Origin of the sequence: Sphingomonas sp. NFR04, assembly GCF_900114095.1 — a bacterium.
In the GTDB taxonomy this organism is placed as follows: domain Bacteria; phylum Pseudomonadota; class Alphaproteobacteria; order Sphingomonadales; family Sphingomonadaceae; genus Sphingomonas.
The window spans coordinates 47,267-62,074 of record NZ_FORV01000010.1 but is presented as its reverse complement, the minus strand read 5'-3'; the positions used below and the strand labels follow the sequence as shown (position 1 = coordinate 62,074).

At 67.4% G+C, this 14,808-nt stretch carries 11 protein-coding genes and 1 pseudogene; 6 read left to right on the top strand and 6 right to left on the bottom strand.

The window, feature by feature from the left end; translation table 11 throughout:
* Positions 1-32 precede the first annotated feature (32 nt).
* The 4 genes and pseudogenes from BM009_RS21185 (at position 33) to BM009_RS23050 (ending at position 4,944) form a co-directional block, all read left to right on the top strand.
* The gene (locus tag BM009_RS21185) at positions 33-590 is read left to right on the top strand and encodes a PAS domain-containing protein (protein WP_093299404.1); all 558 of its coding nucleotides are present in this window, start codon (positions 33-35) and stop codon (positions 588-590) included.
* Complete coding sequence (locus BM009_RS21180) at positions 587-4,033, top strand: CheR family methyltransferase (RefSeq protein WP_254772401.1); 3,447 nt, start codon at positions 587-589, stop codon at positions 4,031-4,033. The genes BM009_RS21185 and BM009_RS21180 overlap by 4 nt, the downstream gene beginning before the upstream one ends.
* Positions 4,002-4,355, top strand: a complete 354-nt coding sequence (locus tag BM009_RS21175; RefSeq protein WP_175488161.1) for a response regulator — start codon at positions 4,002-4,004, stop codon at positions 4,353-4,355. Before BM009_RS21180 ends, BM009_RS21175 begins: the two co-directional genes overlap by 32 nt.
* Positions 4,246-4,944: pseudogene (locus BM009_RS23050) on the top strand (RNA 2'-phosphotransferase). Before BM009_RS21175 ends, BM009_RS23050 begins: the two are co-directional and overlap by 110 nt.
* Positions 4,945-4,957: 13 nt before the next feature.
* Here the strand turns inward: BM009_RS23050 and BM009_RS21165 are convergent.
* Positions 4,958-5,950 (bottom strand): phosphatase PAP2 family protein, encoded by a 993-nt coding sequence (locus tag BM009_RS21165; RefSeq protein WP_093299401.1) that lies wholly within the window; start codon positions 5,948-5,950, stop codon positions 4,958-4,960.
* Between the two features lie 250 nt (positions 5,951-6,200).
* On the opposite strand from BM009_RS21165, the gene BM009_RS21160 reads away from it, so the two are divergent.
* On the top strand, positions 6,201-6,752 hold the full coding sequence (locus BM009_RS21160) for a hypothetical protein (protein ID WP_093299399.1): 552 nt from the start codon (positions 6,201-6,203) through the stop codon (positions 6,750-6,752).
* Positions 6,753-6,754: 2 nt separating this feature from the next.
* On the opposite strand, the gene BM009_RS21155 is transcribed toward BM009_RS21160, so the two are convergent.
* Together BM009_RS21155 and BM009_RS21150 are read right to left on the bottom strand one after the other, a co-directional pair.
* A complete protein-coding gene (locus BM009_RS21155) occupies positions 6,755-8,200 on the bottom strand; it encodes a hypothetical protein (RefSeq protein WP_254772400.1) in 1,446 nt (481 codons plus the stop codon).
* On the bottom strand, positions 8,197-8,931 hold the full coding sequence (locus tag BM009_RS21150; RefSeq protein ID WP_093299395.1) for an ABC transporter ATP-binding protein: 735 nt from the start codon (positions 8,929-8,931) through the stop codon (positions 8,197-8,199). Before BM009_RS21150 ends, BM009_RS21155 begins: the two co-directional genes overlap by 4 nt.
* A 115-nt stretch (positions 8,932-9,046) precedes the next feature.
* Between BM009_RS21150 and BM009_RS21145 the strand changes: the two genes are divergently transcribed.
* On the top strand, positions 9,047-9,256 hold the full coding sequence (locus BM009_RS21145) for a hypothetical protein (RefSeq protein ID WP_254772399.1): 210 nt from the start codon (positions 9,047-9,049) through the stop codon (positions 9,254-9,256).
* A 9-nt stretch (positions 9,257-9,265) separates the two neighbouring features.
* On the opposite strand, the gene BM009_RS21140 is transcribed toward BM009_RS21145, so the two are convergent.
* From BM009_RS21140 to BM009_RS21130, 3 genes are all read right to left on the bottom strand, one after another.
* Positions 9,266-10,756, bottom strand: coding sequence for a tryptophan halogenase family protein (locus BM009_RS21140; RefSeq protein WP_093299390.1), 1,491 nt, complete (start codon positions 10,754-10,756; stop codon positions 9,266-9,268).
* Positions 10,757-10,791: 35 nt separating this feature from the next.
* Positions 10,792-11,499 carry a SapC family protein gene (locus BM009_RS21135; RefSeq protein ID WP_093299387.1) on the bottom strand — a complete coding sequence of 236 codons (708 nt, stop codon included), beginning with the start codon at positions 11,497-11,499 and terminating at the stop codon, positions 10,792-10,794.
* A gap of 68 nt (positions 11,500-11,567) precedes the next feature.
* Positions 11,568-14,798, bottom strand: a complete 3,231-nt coding sequence (locus BM009_RS21130) for a TonB-dependent receptor (protein ID WP_093299385.1) — start codon at positions 14,796-14,798, stop codon at positions 11,568-11,570.
* Positions 14,799-14,808 lie beyond the last annotated feature (10 nt).

Genomic DNA, 14,808 nt, shown 5'->3' with positions numbered 1-14,808 from the left:
CGTTCTGCTTCCCTATCGAGGCCCCCGCAGACATGACCCCGCAACTCCCCCCCGCGCTCCGCGACTATTTCGAGAGCTCGCCCGTCGCCCTGTCGCTGGGCGAAGCGGTTGGCGATCATCCGTTGCTGCTCACCAACCAGCGTTTTCGCGACCTGACCGGCTACGCCTCGCACGAGATCGCCGGGCAGAATTGCCGCTTCCTCCAGGGCGACAGCGACAATCAGGAAGCCCGCATCCGCATCCACGCGTTCCTCGACGACGATGCGCAGACCAGCGTCCGCACCGCGATCGTGAACTTCCGCAAGGACGGCACGCCCTTCGTCAATTTGCTCTACATGTCGAAGCTGCGCGCGCTCACCGGCGAGACGCGCTACATCTTCGCCTCGCAGTTCGACGTCAGCCGCACCCAGCCCGAGCGGCTGGCCGACTATGACAAGGCGCTGCGGCAAACCCTTGCGCGACTTGCGCCGGTTGTCGCCGAGAGCGGGATTGCGGTGGAAGGCACGCTGATCACCATCGCCAACACCGCCGCGACGATCGCCCAGGCGAAGATGACGCTCTCCGACCTCGATACGAGCAGCTATCTGTGAACGCGCCCTTCGACGCCAAGACGACGACGCTGCCGATCGTCGGCATCGGCGCTTCCGCCGGCGGGCTGGAAGCACTGCGCGAGATGCTGGCGCCCGCCCGCGCACCGACCGGCATGGCGTTCGTCATCGTCCAGCATCTCGATCCCAATCATGAGAGCATGCTGGCGCAGCTGCTCGACCGCCAGACCAGCCTGGAAGTGCTCCAGTGCGAGGGCGGCGAGCAGATCGAGGCCGACAAGGTCTATATCATCCCGCCGGGCCATGGCCTGGCCATCCGCGGCGGCACGCTCGAGCTCACCGATTTCGCCCAGCCAAGGGGCTTGCGTCGCCCGATCGACGATTTCTTCCTGTCGCTCGCCGCCGACCAGCAGGGCAATGCCGCCTGCGTGATCCTGTCGGGCACCGGCGCGGACGGTACGATCGGCCTGCGCGCGGTGAAGGAACATGGCGGCGTCTGCCTGGTGCAGGAGCCGGAGAGCGCGCGCTATGACGGCATGCCGCTCTCGGCCGTCGGCACCGGGCTGGTGGATTTCGTCAAGGCGCCGGGCCAGATGCTCGACTGCCTCCACGCCTTCTTCCATCGCAGCGGCGGCGAGGAGCAGACGGAAGAGGCCTCGCTCGTCGCCGACCATGTCGACGAGCTGTGCAAGGTGCTGCGCACCGCCGTCGGCCACGACTTCTCGGGCTATAAGCGCACCACGCTGATCCGCCGGATCGAGCGACGGATGCACGTGCTCGGCATGACCAGTGGCCGCGCCTATCTGGCCCGCGCCAAGTCCGACTCCGACGAATGCGAGGCGCTGTTCCGCGACCTGCTGATCAACGTCACCCGCTTCTTCCGCGACGCCGACCTGTTCGACCGCCTGCGCACTCAGGTGATCGAGCCGCTGATGCGCAGCTGGACGAGCGAGGAGGACATCCGCGTCTGGATCCCCGGCTGCTCCTCGGGGGAAGAGGCCTATAGCATCGCGATGCTGTTCGCGGAGGCGGCGCGCAAGCTCGCGCTCCCTTCCACCGGCGTACAGATCTTCGCGACCGATATCGACGAGCAGATGCTGCAGATCGCCCGCAACGGCGTCTATCCCACTTCTGCGATGATCGACCTGCCGCCGGCGCTGCGCGAACGCTACACGCTGCCGCATACCGAGCGCTTCCAGATCGTGCCGCAGATCCGCGACATGATCCGCTTCTCCAACCACAGCTTGGTCAAGGACCCGCCCTTTTCGCGGATCGACCTGGTCTCGTGCCGCAACCTGCTGATCTACTTCGACGATCGCCTGCAGCAATCGGTGATGCCGCTGCTGCACTATGCGATCCGGCCCGAAGGCTATCTGTTCCTCGGACCCTCCGAAACGATCGGGCGGTTCGAGCATCTGTTCCCGGCGATCGACGCCCAGGCGCGGATCTTCCGGCGCTCGCCGGGCGCGCCCAATTACCCGATCGACCTTCCCGGCAGCTCCCGCGCGCGCAGCCCGCGCGAGGATCGGCACGAGCGCCGGGCGGGCCGAGTCGGTGCCGAGGAGACCGCCGCCGTCCGCCGGCTGATCGATCGCTATGCCCCGGCCAGCCTGGTGCTCGACCAGGAAGGCGTGATCATCGCCGCTTATGGTAGGCTCGGCCGCTATTTCGATTTTCCGGTGACGCGCACCGGCGGATCGAGTGCGATCGGCCTGGCACGGCCGGGCCTGCGCAACGTGCTGGGGCCGCTGCTCCGGGCCGGGCGCGACCAGCGCAAGCGGGTGGTGGCGCGCGACGTGACGGTCGATTCCGAATATGGCGCACAGACGATCGACGTGGTCTGCGATCCGATGCCCGACGGCACGCTGCTGTTCGTGTTCCGAGAGACCGCGCCCTTCCGCCCCGCGCTCGACGAGGACGTTGCCGAACTCGATGCCGGCGACGATCATCTCGATGCGCTCGAGGACGAGCTGCGCGTCACCCGCCACCGGCTGCGCACCACCGTCGAAGAGCTGGAGACCGCGAACGAGGAGCTGAAGAGCTCCAACGAAGAAATGATGTCGATGAACGAGGAGCTCCAGTCGACCAACGAGGAGCTGTCCACGGTCAACGACGAGCTGAAGAGCAAGGTCGACCAGCTTACCATCGCCAATTCGGACCTGCGCAATTTCTTCGAATCCACGGATCTCGCGGTGGTGGTGCTCGACGCCGATCTCCGCATCCGCAGCTTCACCGAGGCGGCGACCGCGCTGTTCCCGCTCCAGCCGAGCGACCGTGGCCGACCGCTGGCCGATGTCGCCAGCCGCCTGGCCGGCGCGGACTATCTGGCGGATGCCCGTGCGGTGATCGCGGGCGAGGGCCCGCTCCAGCGCCGCGTGACCACCCAGGACGGCAGCCGCACGCTGTCGATGCGCACCCTGCCCTATCGCGCCCAGAACGGCACCACCGACGGCGCGACGCTGGTGCTGACCGACATCACCGACGCCCTCTCGCTCGAACGCGCGCTGGCCGCCGAGCGCGAACGACTTGACATGGCGATTCGCGCGGGCGGAATCGCGGTGTGGGAATATCGCGTCGATACCGGCGAGACGGTGATCGACGATCACGCCCGTGCCGTGCTGGGCATCGCCCCGGGCATCGCGCCCGACGATCCCGAAGCGCGGCTCGACCGGCTGCATCCCGAGGATCGCCCGCTATTCGACCTCGAACTTGCCCAGGTTATCGCCGAGGGCGGCGACCTCGAGATCAGCTACCGCATCGTCGACGGGGACGAGGTGCGCCGGATCAAGACCTTCGGGCGCCTGGTGAACGATGCCGGACCGCGCCGCCTGGTCGGTGTCTCGATCGACGTCACGCCCGAATATGCGCTGGCGGAAACCCGCGAGCTGATGCTGCGCGAGATGAACCACCGGGTGAAGAACCTGTTCGCGATCGTCAGCGGCATGATCTCTGCCGGTGCCCGCAGCCATGACGACGTGATCCGCTTCGCCAACGACATGCGCGAGCGGATCGCCGCGCTGGGCCGCGCCCATTCGCTGGCGGCACCCGCCGGCGCGCTGCAGTCGATCGACCTCGCCGAGCTGGTGGAGGCGACGCTCGCCCCCTATCGGGATCATGCCAGCATCGAAATAAATGGCCCGGCCGTGAAGATTCACCGGACCTGTTTGTCCCCGCTTGCGTTGATGCTCCACGAATGGGCGACCAACGCTGTCAAATATGGGGCACTCGGTGCGAATGGCGGAGAACTCGTCGTGCGCTGGGAACGCGTGCCCGACGGTGTTCGGCTCGACTGGCGCGAGACCGGAGATCGCCCCGTTTCGGTGGAATCGGGCACCGGGTTCGGCACGATTCTGGTACAAACCTCGTCGCGCCAGCTTGGCGTGACGGTCACCCGATCGGCGGAAGACCATGTCTTCGCCATTCAGATCCATCTGCCTGCGAAAGTGCTTGCGAATGACGAAGACGGTGATGCTCATCGAGGATGAGCTGTTCGTGGCGCTGGACGTACAGGACGTGGTGGAAGAGGCAGGCTTCGCGGTGGAAGGCCCCTATGTCTCGGTCGCCGAGGCACTGGAGGCGGTGGCGAGCCATCTGCCCGGCTGCGCGATCCTCGATGTCCGCCTGACCGACGGCGAGGTCTTCCCCGCCGCCGACGTGCTGCGCGATGCGGGCGTGCCGATCATCTTCCATTCGGGCCATGCCGACGCCACCTCGCTGCGCGACCGCTATCCGCAGGCGGTGGTCTGCTCCAAGCCCTGCTCGCCGAGCGCGCTGCGGGCGGCGGTGGAGAATGTGTTCGCGAACTGAGGAGCGTCACGGGCATCCGCATCGTCGACGATCGTGCCGCGGCCGCCTAGACCGGACGCCGATGACACAGAAACTCTCCAAGCTTCTATCCTATTGGCTGCGCCATGCGCCCGAGGCCGGCGACCTCGCGCTGGACGAGGCGGGCTGGGCCTCGGTCGAAACCGTGCGTGCCGCACTGGCGCGTGAAGGGGCCGATCCCGCGCTGCTGGAACAGGTGGTTGCAAGCAGCGACAAGTAGCGTTTCGAGCTTTCCGCCGACGGCACCCGCATCCGGGCGAGACAGGGGCATTCGGTCGGTGTCGATCTGGACTGGCCCATCGCAACTCCGCCGGAGACGCTCTACCACGGTACCGTCGAGCGGTTTCTGGAAGCGATCTTGGCGGAGGGGCTCAAGCCCATGGCGCGGCACCATGTGCACCTGTCACCCGATGTCGAGACCGCCGCGCGTGTCGGCGAAAGACGCGGGACGCCGGTCCTTCTCAAAATAGCTGCCGGAGAGATGGCACGGCAAGGCGCTGTCTTCCGGTTGTCGAGCAACGGTGTCTGGTTGGCGGAAGCGGTCCCGCCAGCGTTCCTTGCCCTTGCCTAGCGCCGACGGATGATCAGCCGGTCGCGAGCGCCGTCCGCACCCGCCAGCGGACCAGCAGCGTCGCGAAGAACCAGGCGACCAGCGCGACGCCGGCGCCGAGGATCAGGTCGATCAGATAGTGCGTACCCTCCACCGGGGTCGACAGCAGCATCGCCGAGGGAATCGCGGTAAGCCACCAGCGCAACGGCCCGCAGCGCTGGGCCGCGGCGATGTAGAGCGTGGCCGACGCGGCGTGGAAGCTCGGCGCCGAGACCAGCCCGCGCAGCTGGCCGACATCGACCAGCGTCAGGCTGTGGTCGCGCAGCGCCGGGATCAGGTCGGGCTGCCATAACTCGCTGAACGGCATATAGGGAATAGGCCCATGCCAGAGGTACGAGAAGGGCCCCACCGCCGGCATCTGGCTGTAGATGGCGAGCGTCAGCACCGCGGCGATCGCGAAGGCGGCGAGGAAACGGTGCGCCTCGCGCCGCATGCCCATCAGCGCGAACCAGCCGAGCAGCAGCGCCGGCGTGAGGAAGATGCTCTGATAGGCGACGATGCCGAGCAACTGGAGCGAACGGTGCGCCGCCACCAACCGGTACCAGGCGAGCCAATCGAACTGGAGCAGCTCGTCCACCCGCTGCAACCCGGCATCGGCGAAGCCCTGGCTCAACGCGGCGATCGGATAGGAGCTCACCGCCCCGATCAGCGCCAGCGCCATGAACAGCGTATAATATTCAACCACCTGGGCGAGGACGAGGCTCCAGCGCCGGCCGTCGCGCAGGCACCATAGCCGCAGCATCGGCGCGATGGCGAGGATCGCATAATAGGGGATGTTGGTGCGTGCGAAGGGATCGATGTGCAGCCCCGCCATCCAGAGCAGCAGCGCGCAGGCCGCCACCGCGGCGATCACCGCGCCAAGCACCTGCCCGCCCGAGAAACCCACGGCCGCCCGTGGATCGGTCGAGGGCGCGGGGAGCACCGCGGTGGGGGCAAGCAGTGCGGCGGAGGGATGCGGATCGTTCAAGGGCGTAGCTCGTCGAGAGGGCGGAGCGACCCGCCTGCCATTGCTGTCCGCGTGTCGTGGGCGATCCTATCGCGCCGATGCCGCCACGCCTAGCCCTCCGCTGGGCCTGCCGCCTGTGGCACTTTGCCCGAGGGTAGAGTGCCACGACCGGCCGTTTCCCGCGCGCGGCAAAGTGCCATGGCTGGTCCAATTGCAGCTGGGTGCACACAGGGGATTCACAGGCGAATCGCGATGTGCTTAGATTCCTGCTATGTTCCAGCCCGATCTCTTCGCCGCCGCCCCCCGCGTTCGGCCGGATGCGGCCTCCCCCACCGCCATGGACCTGCCCGCGGTGCTCGACCGGCTGAGCGCCACCTGCGAGCGCCCCCGCTACAGCTTCATGGTGCTCCAGCTGATCGCCCAGGCGAGCGACCGCACCGGCTGGGCGGGGCCCTGGATCGAGCGCGACGGCCGCCGTCTCTCGGTGCGCGACTGGCTGAGCGAGGCGCTGTCGCCGGTCGCTCGCCGCGATCCGCGCCGGCTGGGGCTGGCTGCACGGGCCCGCGCCGAGCTGGAAAAGGCGGGCACCCTCCCCGCCGATCCGGACGCGGCGCAGGCGGCGATCGAGGCGGAGGTGCAGCATCGCATCCGCCTGTCCGGCCGCACCAATGTCAGCCGGGCGGTCTCCGAACTGGTCCGGGCAGGGCTGGTGCGGCGGCATTACCAGGGCTTCCGCGTCGACCACCATAATCGCGGCGCCCAGCGCCATGCCGTTTATGCGGTGACCGAGGAGGCACGCCGGGCACTCCTGCCCGGCGGCTGAGGTCAGAGGAAATAGACGATCACCCCGGCGGCGAGCCCGAGCAGCAGCGCGATCACGAACTCGACCAGGTTGCGGACGATCCCCCCGCCCTTCTGCCGCCGCTGGAAGGTGGAGCGGGGCGCCGGCTGGGCATGCGCCACCTCCAGATAGCCGACCGCCCCGCCCGCCCCGGCGGTGAAGAGCAACGTGATTAGCGCGCCCGGGATGGTTTCGATCGCGATCGCCACCGGCAGCAGCATCCCCAGGGGCGCCGCCAGCGCCATCGCCGCGAGCAGCTTGGCGAGATCGAGATCATCCTTCTCTACGGGGGCCACCTTGAGCAGGTCGGGCGCATCCTCCCCCGAGGCGGCCAGCCAGGCGAGGCTTGAGACCAGCTGCCCGGCGATCACCACGCTGGTGAAGGCCAGCGTCGGCGCCATCGGCAGCGAACCGCTGTCGCGAAAGGCGACCAGCAGGATCGGGGCGAGATAGACGATCCGCAGCAGCACCTGGAAGATCAGCGCCGGATCGCGCAGCAACAGCCGCAGTTCCTTGGCGAAGATCGCGGCGAACAGGCTGCGATGGAAGTGGCGAGTGATGCCGCCTTTCGCCGCGCGTTTCGCTGCGGGGCGTGCACCGCCGGCGCGGTAGCTGCGCAGGAAGGCGTGCCGCATCCCCCAGCCCGCCAGCGCGAATAACGCCAGCGCAGCCCCGAGCAGCAGCGCCATCGCCAGCGGCTCGCCGAACGCGGCACGGCCCGGCAGGCTGCTCAGGCCGCTCTTGCCATAGCCGGCGTTGCGCAGCGCATCGAACAGCAGCACGGTGCCGGATTCGCGGCGATCATCGTGCTGGTTGAGGAGCTGGCTGGCGAGGAACACGCTCGCGCCGGTCAGCGCCGCAAGGATCTGCCCCAGCGTCCGCGCCGCCCGCGGCCCCACGGTCCGCGCGAGCAGCAGCGTCACCCCCAGCCCGACGCAGGCCGCCGTCAGGGCCAGCGCCACCAGCAGCGCCAGCGCGCCGAGCAGCTCGGGATGGCCGAGCAGCGCCACCGGCAGCAGGATCGGCAGCAGGAAGATCGAGAAGGTGAGCATCACCCCGCCGGCGATGCCGAGCAGCTTGGCCGAGACGACGGTGCGCGGATCGAGCGGGGCGGAGAAGAGCAGGTCGAGGTCGCCCGCCTCGTACAGGGTCCGCTGGCTGGCGAGCAGTGCCTGGGTGGTCATGAAGGTGAACAGCAGGATCGCGGCGATCAGCGCGATCAGCCAGGCGAGCGGCCCCGCCTGCCAATGCTCATCCGCCAGCAGCAGCCCGAGGCCGACGCCCAGCCCGGTATAGCCGAGCAGCACCAGCGCAAGGATAATCTGCCCCAGCTTGCTGCGCCCGGCAGCGCGAAGATTGCCGCGCAACTCGTGCAGCGTCAGCCAGGCGAGACTGCCCGGCGGCAGCCGCCGCATCGTCCAGCCGATCACGGGCGGCTCGTCAGGCGGATGAACGTATCCTCCAGCGTCGCCTCGTCGGCCCCGGCAAGCGCGCGCAGTTCCTCCAGCGTGCCCTCGGCGAGCAGCCTGCCGCCGGCGATGATCCCGATCCGGTCGGCCAGCCGCTCGGCGACCTCGAGGATATGGGTGGTCACGATCACCGTCTTGCCCTGGTCGACCGCGGCGCGCAGCGCGTCCTTCACCGATCGCGCCATCGCGGCGTCGAGCCCGGTCAGCGGCTCGTCGAGGATCAGCAGCTGCGGATCGTGGATCAGCGCGCCGGCAAGTGCCACCTTCTGCTGCATACCGCGCGAGAAGCCCTCGCAGCGGGTGTCGCGCACGTCCCACAGCTCCAGCCAGCGGAGCAGCCGCTCCGCCTCGGGCGCGGCGCGATCGGGCGGAATGCGCCACAGCCCGGCGACGAAGCCAAGATATTCGGCCGGGGTCAGCTTGTCGTAGAGCATCGGCTCGTCGGGCAGCCAGGCGGTGATCGCCTTGGCCGCCTGGGGGTCGCGCCGCGCATCGACGCCGAAGATCTCGATGCTGCCGGAATCGGGCTCGGTCAGTCCCACCGCCATGCGCAGCGTCGTCGTCTTGCCGGCGCCGTTCGGCCCGAGCAGCGCGTAGAGCTGCCCTGCGCCGACGGTGAGGTCGAGGCCAGTGATGACAGGCTTGCCGAACGCCTTGTGCAGGCCGGTGATGCGGAGTGCGGGGGAGGACATCGGCACCGATCCTAGCGGCCGCGCGGTTCGTCGCAAGCGCGCCGTTATGGACCTTTTTTCGCGTTCATTCGTCCCCAGCTTCCGCGAGATACCGGGAGGGGTGAGGATGTTCGCAATGCCAAGTACGATCGCACCGGAAGTGATCGCCTGCATCGCCGAGGGGCGCCCGCCGACGCCGGACGAACTCGAGCAGGTCGCGCGGCGTGTGCGCGCAGACCTGGGCAATGCCCGCCCTGCCTTTGCCTGGGGCGAGGCCGATCCTGCCGCCGCCGACCAGCTGAGCCTGCGCGTGGCCGAACTCGCGCTAATCGGCAGCCGCCGCTAAGCTCTCGCGTCAGGCGGCGGCCGGCACCTTCGCCGCCGCATAGCGCGCGATGAAGTCGGCATGGCCCGGCAGCTTGGCGAGCTGGGCCGCGATCCCGGCGCGCAGGTCGCCCAGCGCCCGCTCCAGATCTTCGCTCGGGATCTGCGCGGGCATATGGTGATGGTCGCGCGGACGCACCCCCTGGCCCAGCATCACTGCGTTCCAGCTGTCGATGCGGAACAGGTCGGTGCCTTCCTGATAGGTCGCCGCGCCTTCCTCGAACAAGGCGATCCGCGCCGCCAGGCTGTCCGGCACCGCGCGCGCGGCATGGTCGCGCCAGAAGGGCTCGGGCCGGTCGTTCAGCTTGTAGTGGAGGATGATGAAGTCGCGGATATGCTCGGACTCCGCGCGCGACTGGGCGTTGAACCGCGCCGAGAGCGCCGCCATGTCGCGGCGGAACGGGAAGTTCTGCAGCAGCCGCGTCACCGCGATCATCACCAGGTGGATGCTGGTCGATTCGAGCGGCTCGATGAACCCGCTCGCCAGCCCCAGCGCCACGCAGTTGCGGTTCCACGCCTGCTTGCGCATGCCGGTGGTGAAGCGGATCAGCCGCGGATCGAACAGCGCGCGCCCCGGCACTGCCGCGAGCAGCTGCGCCTTCGCCTCGTCGTCCGACAGATAGTCGCTGGCATAGACAAACCCATTGCCCATCCGATGCTGCAGCGGGATCCGCCAGCGCCAACCGGCGCCGTGCGCGATCGCGCGGGTATAGGGTACCGGCGCCTCGGTCGTCTCGGACTGGACGGCGAAGGCGCGGTTGGTCGGCAGCCAGTGGCTCCAGTCGTCGAAGCCGGTCTTGAGCGTCTCCTCAATCAGCAGCGCGCGGAAACCGGTGCAGTCAATAAAGAAGTCGCCGTCGACGCGCAGACCGGCCTCCAGCACTAGCGCCGCGATGTCGCCATTCTCCGTCTGCTCGACCTCGGTGATGCGGCCCTCGACCCGGCGCACGCCGGCCGGCTCGGCAAGACCGCGCAGGAAGGCGGCATAGGCGGTCGCGTCGAGATGATAGGCATAGGCCAGCGGCATCGGATCGCCGGTGGCGAATTTCTCCGCGAGCGCTGCCTGGGTCTCGAGCGAATAGTCAGCGAGCGCACCGTCGAAGCCGCGCCGCTGCGCCTCCAGCCAGAAATGCTGGAAGTCGCACAAGGGCAGCGCCCGGCCCACCGAACCGAAGGGGTGGAAATAGTGCTCGCCGTCGCGCAGCCAGTTCTCGAACGAAATGCCGAGCTTGAAGGTCGCGTTGGTCTCGCGGAGGAAGACCTGCTCGTTGATGCCGAGCAGCTTGTGGAAGGTCCAGGCGGTGGGGATGGTGGACTCGCCCACGCCCACCGTGCCGATCGCATCGGATTCGACGAGCGTGATGTCGAGGTTCGGCCCCAGATGCCGCACCAGCGCCGCCGCCGCCACCCAGCCCGCCGTGCCGCCGCCGGCGATCACCACCCGGAATTTCTGCTCGTCCATTGCCGATCCCCTCCGAAATTTCTGTCGTTCTGCGCTCAGCCTTCGCGGCGTTCCTTGCGCGCGATCAGGCGCGGCAGGTTGCCGAGCGAGGAAAGCTGCCACACCGCGCAGCGCAGGAAGTCCTGCGCGTGCAGCGCTGCCAGCGCCTCCGGCCCGAGCGCGGCGAAGCGGCCGCCGTCGATCACCCAGCAATCGGGCACCTTGTAGCGCCGGCCGCTGGTCAGCTCGATGTCGAAGGTGACCGGCTCGAGCAGCCCTGCCGCCTCGAACGCGGCGAACATCGGCGCCGAAAGCTGGTCGCCGACATAGATGGCCTGCAGCGTCGCCGCGACCCGGTCGAGATAGGGCGCGCTGCCGCCCTGCTCGAGGAACAGCGGCGCGCCCTCGCTGGTCGAGACGCGAGGATGATCGGTGTCGATGTGGATCATCGGCTCGCCTTGGGCGCCGGCCGGCGGCAGGCCGATCGAGAAGGGGCCGATTTCCATCAGCGCGGGCAGCTGGTCGGCATTCCAGCGATCCCCGTCCAAGTACAGATTCTCGTCGGCATCGAGGCCGAGCAGCACCGTCGAGCGCCAGCTGCCGTCGTCGTCGCGACGGAAGATCAGCACATAGTCGCGCTGGAGCGCTTCGAATTCGGTGGGGAACACCGTCATCTGGTTTACCGCATCGCCGAACGCGGCGCCACGGTCGAGCCGGATCCGCAGATCGGCATGGTCGATATTGTTGAGCACGGCGCGGGGCATGATGTGCGAACCTTAAACGAGAAAGGCCGCCCGAAGCGAGCGGCCTTTCCCTAGTGTACAGGCGGGCTTCAGAAGCGGAAGCGCGCGCCGACCAGATAGCGGGCCGAGCCTTCGGACTCGTACCAGGTGTTGATGTAGTCGCGGCTGTAGCTGCGGACGCCTTCCTCGAGGAGGTTGATGCCTTCGAAGCTGAGCGCGATGTTCTTGGTCAGGTCATAGTTGATGCTGAGATCGACCTGGCCGTACGGATCGTTGAACACCGGGTTGTGCGCCGCGCCGCGATTGACGTCGCTCAGGAACTTGGCGCGCCAGTTGTACGACAGGCGGGCGGAGATGCCGTGCTTGTCATAGATCAGCGTGGCGTTGGCGGTGTCGCTCAGGCCGACCAGCGCGAACTGGTTGTCGTTCGGATCCGCGGTGATGTTGAACCCGACATTGCCGCGCACCAGCGTGTAGCTCGCGGCGATACCGAAGCCGGTATTTCCGAGGAAATACTGACCGGCGAACTCGGCGCCGTAGATTTCCGCATCCCGGTTGTTGATCGGCGTATTGACGGCGAAGTTGAGCAGCGGATCAGCCGAGGTCGGGTTCACGTTCAGCGCAGCAAGCGTGCTGGTGACATAGCCTGACTCGAACGTACGCGTAGCCGGATCATAGTTTCTGGTCAGCTCGGCAGTCGCCTGCGCCACGTTGCCGTTGTACTTCTGCAGTACAGCTGCGCTGGTGAACAGGTTGACGTTGCTGATGTCGCCGCCAAGGCCCGTGACGATGTTCCGCCCGGCCTGTGCGATCGGGCCGGCGGTTGGGTCGCGCAGGCCGAACAGGTTGCGCTGCACCACCGAGTTGCCGATGAAGTTATGCACCCGCTTGTCGAAGAAGCCGACCGACAGATACACGTCACGCCGCGGATACCATTCGAGCGAAACGTCGAAGTTATCCGAATCCAGCGGCTTCAGCGCCGGATTGTTCTGGTTGCCGGTCGCAACGCCGCCCAGCGAAGTCGGGTTGTTGAGCGCACCCGCGCCGGTGGAGGCGAACAGGCTGCCGAACGGCGCGCGCGAGATCGTCTTGCTGTACGAGACGCGGCCGATCAGGTTCTTCGCGGCCTCGATCTGGAAGTCGACCTGCGGCAGCAGATTGTCGTAGCTGCCGCGGCCGTTCACGGCCTGCTGGTCGGTCGAGTTGAGCACGGAGAAGTCGTTGTCGGCTTCCCACACCACCGCGAGCGGGATCGTCTGGTAGGACGTCGCCTTGACCGTGGTATGCTCGTAGCGGATGCCCGCGACCAGCGTGGCATTGCGGCCCCCTACTTCACCCTTCCAGGTGAGCTGGCCATAGGCCGCCCAGATATCTTCCTTTACCCGATTGTCGTTGTTCGCATCGATGATGTTCTGGTGATTGATACCGTCGATCGAGCGCCCCGGATTGGTCGGATCATTCGCCAGAGGGATGCCGACATAGTGGTTATACAGCGCGTTGTAGAGCTTGGTGGCATCCTCGGCGCGCCACGCAATCTTGCCAACCGCATCGGCGGTCGCGTTGTTGTGGTGGAACTGGCAGACCAGGCAATATTGCTGGACCGTGCCCGGGGCAAAAGCCGCGACGTCGGGCGGCAGCGCGTTGTTCCAGTCACCCAGCACCTGGCGGGTGTTGTACTGGGTCTGGCGCGTGTTCGTGGTGCGGAAGTCGCCGCCGAAATCGAAGCGGCTGCCGCCGCCGAGATCCCAGCCTGCGTCAATGCGAGCTTCCTTGATCTTCTGCGACTGGGTCGAGGCGAACTGGCGCTGCACCGCAGCAGACAGGTCGCCGGCATCGAACACGCCGTTGCAGTTGCCGTTGGTGAACGGCGTCTTCTGCGCGTTCGGCATGTTCTGGGCAAAGCAGTCGTTGATCGTCAGCGTCTGGGTCGGGAAGCCGTCCTTGTCCCAGGTCAGGCCATGCGACGAGACGATGTTGCCGTTGAACGCCACCGTGGTCGAGGTCTGGCCGTTGGGATTGTCGGGCAGGCTCTCCGCCTTGCCGATATGGCCGTCGAAGTTCAGCGTGAAATTGTCGGCCAGCTGCCACTTCAGGTTGCCGCCGATATCCCACAGCCGGTTCTTCTGCGCGCGATAGGCCTGTTCGAAGCCTTCGTCCTTCACGCCCGGCAGCGTCTCGTGCAGATACTTGGTGGTCGCGATGCCGTTGCTCGCATCGTCGAAGGTGACTTCATCGAACGGCTTGGAGAACCAGTTGGACTGCGACGAGCGGCGCTCGGAAGAACGCAGCTGCGCGAACAGGCCGTCGACCGTGAAGGTCATGCTGTCCGACGGGCGATACTGCACCACGGCCTGGCCGTTGATACGCTCGCGGCTCGCTTCCGAATAGTGGTGGCGATAGTCGTCGGGCACGGCGACCAGCGTGTTGCCGTTGGTCGGCGCATTGTTGATCTTGGTGTTGGCGTTGATATAGCCCTTCGACGGATCGAGGAAGTCCGACAGGCGGGGCATGTTCCAGTAATTGTTCGCCTGGCTGGGGAAGCTGAAGTTGCGCTTCTGGTAGCTGCCGAACAGGCTGACGCCGAAGCGCTGCTCCTGGTCGCTCCAGCTGGCGATGCCGGAGAATTCCGGGGTCACATGGCTGCCGCAGCTGATGCAGTCGTCGGCCGAGGTGTCGTAGCTCGCCTTGGCGCCGACCGAGCCGGTGAAGCCGGCCTTGCCGTCAAGCGGGCGCACGCCGACGATGTTGATGGTCGCGCCGATGCCGCCCGACGGAATCGCGGCGCGGCCGGTCTTGTAGACCTCCAGCGTCTTCACGCCTTCCGAGGCGAGGTTGGCGAAGTCGAACGAACGGCCGAAGCCGCCGGCGCCGTCGCCATTCTGGTCTCCGCCCACCGCGACGATGTTCGAGGCCGCGAGCTGGCGGCCGTTGAGCGTCACCAGGTTGTACTGCGCGCCGAAGCCGCGGACCGTCACGGTCGAGCCTTCGCCGTTGACGCGGTCGATCGACACGCCGGTGATGCGCTGGAGCGATTCCGCGAGGTTGGTGTTGGCGAACTTGCCGATGTCCTCGGCCGAGATCGCGTCCACGATGCCGGTGGAATCGCGCTTCAGCGCGATCGAGCGCTCGAGCGAGGCGCGGATGCCGGTGACGATGATCTCGCCATTGTCCTGGCCTGCGTCCTGCGCCGCGCTGGTATCGGCCGCGGCCGAATCGGTTGCGGTGCTGGTCTGGGCCGCGGCGATGCCGGGCATGGCAAGTGCCGTCGCGACGGCGAGCATGGATACCGCGCGGACGCGCGATGACGAACGAATACGCATTGGGTTTCTT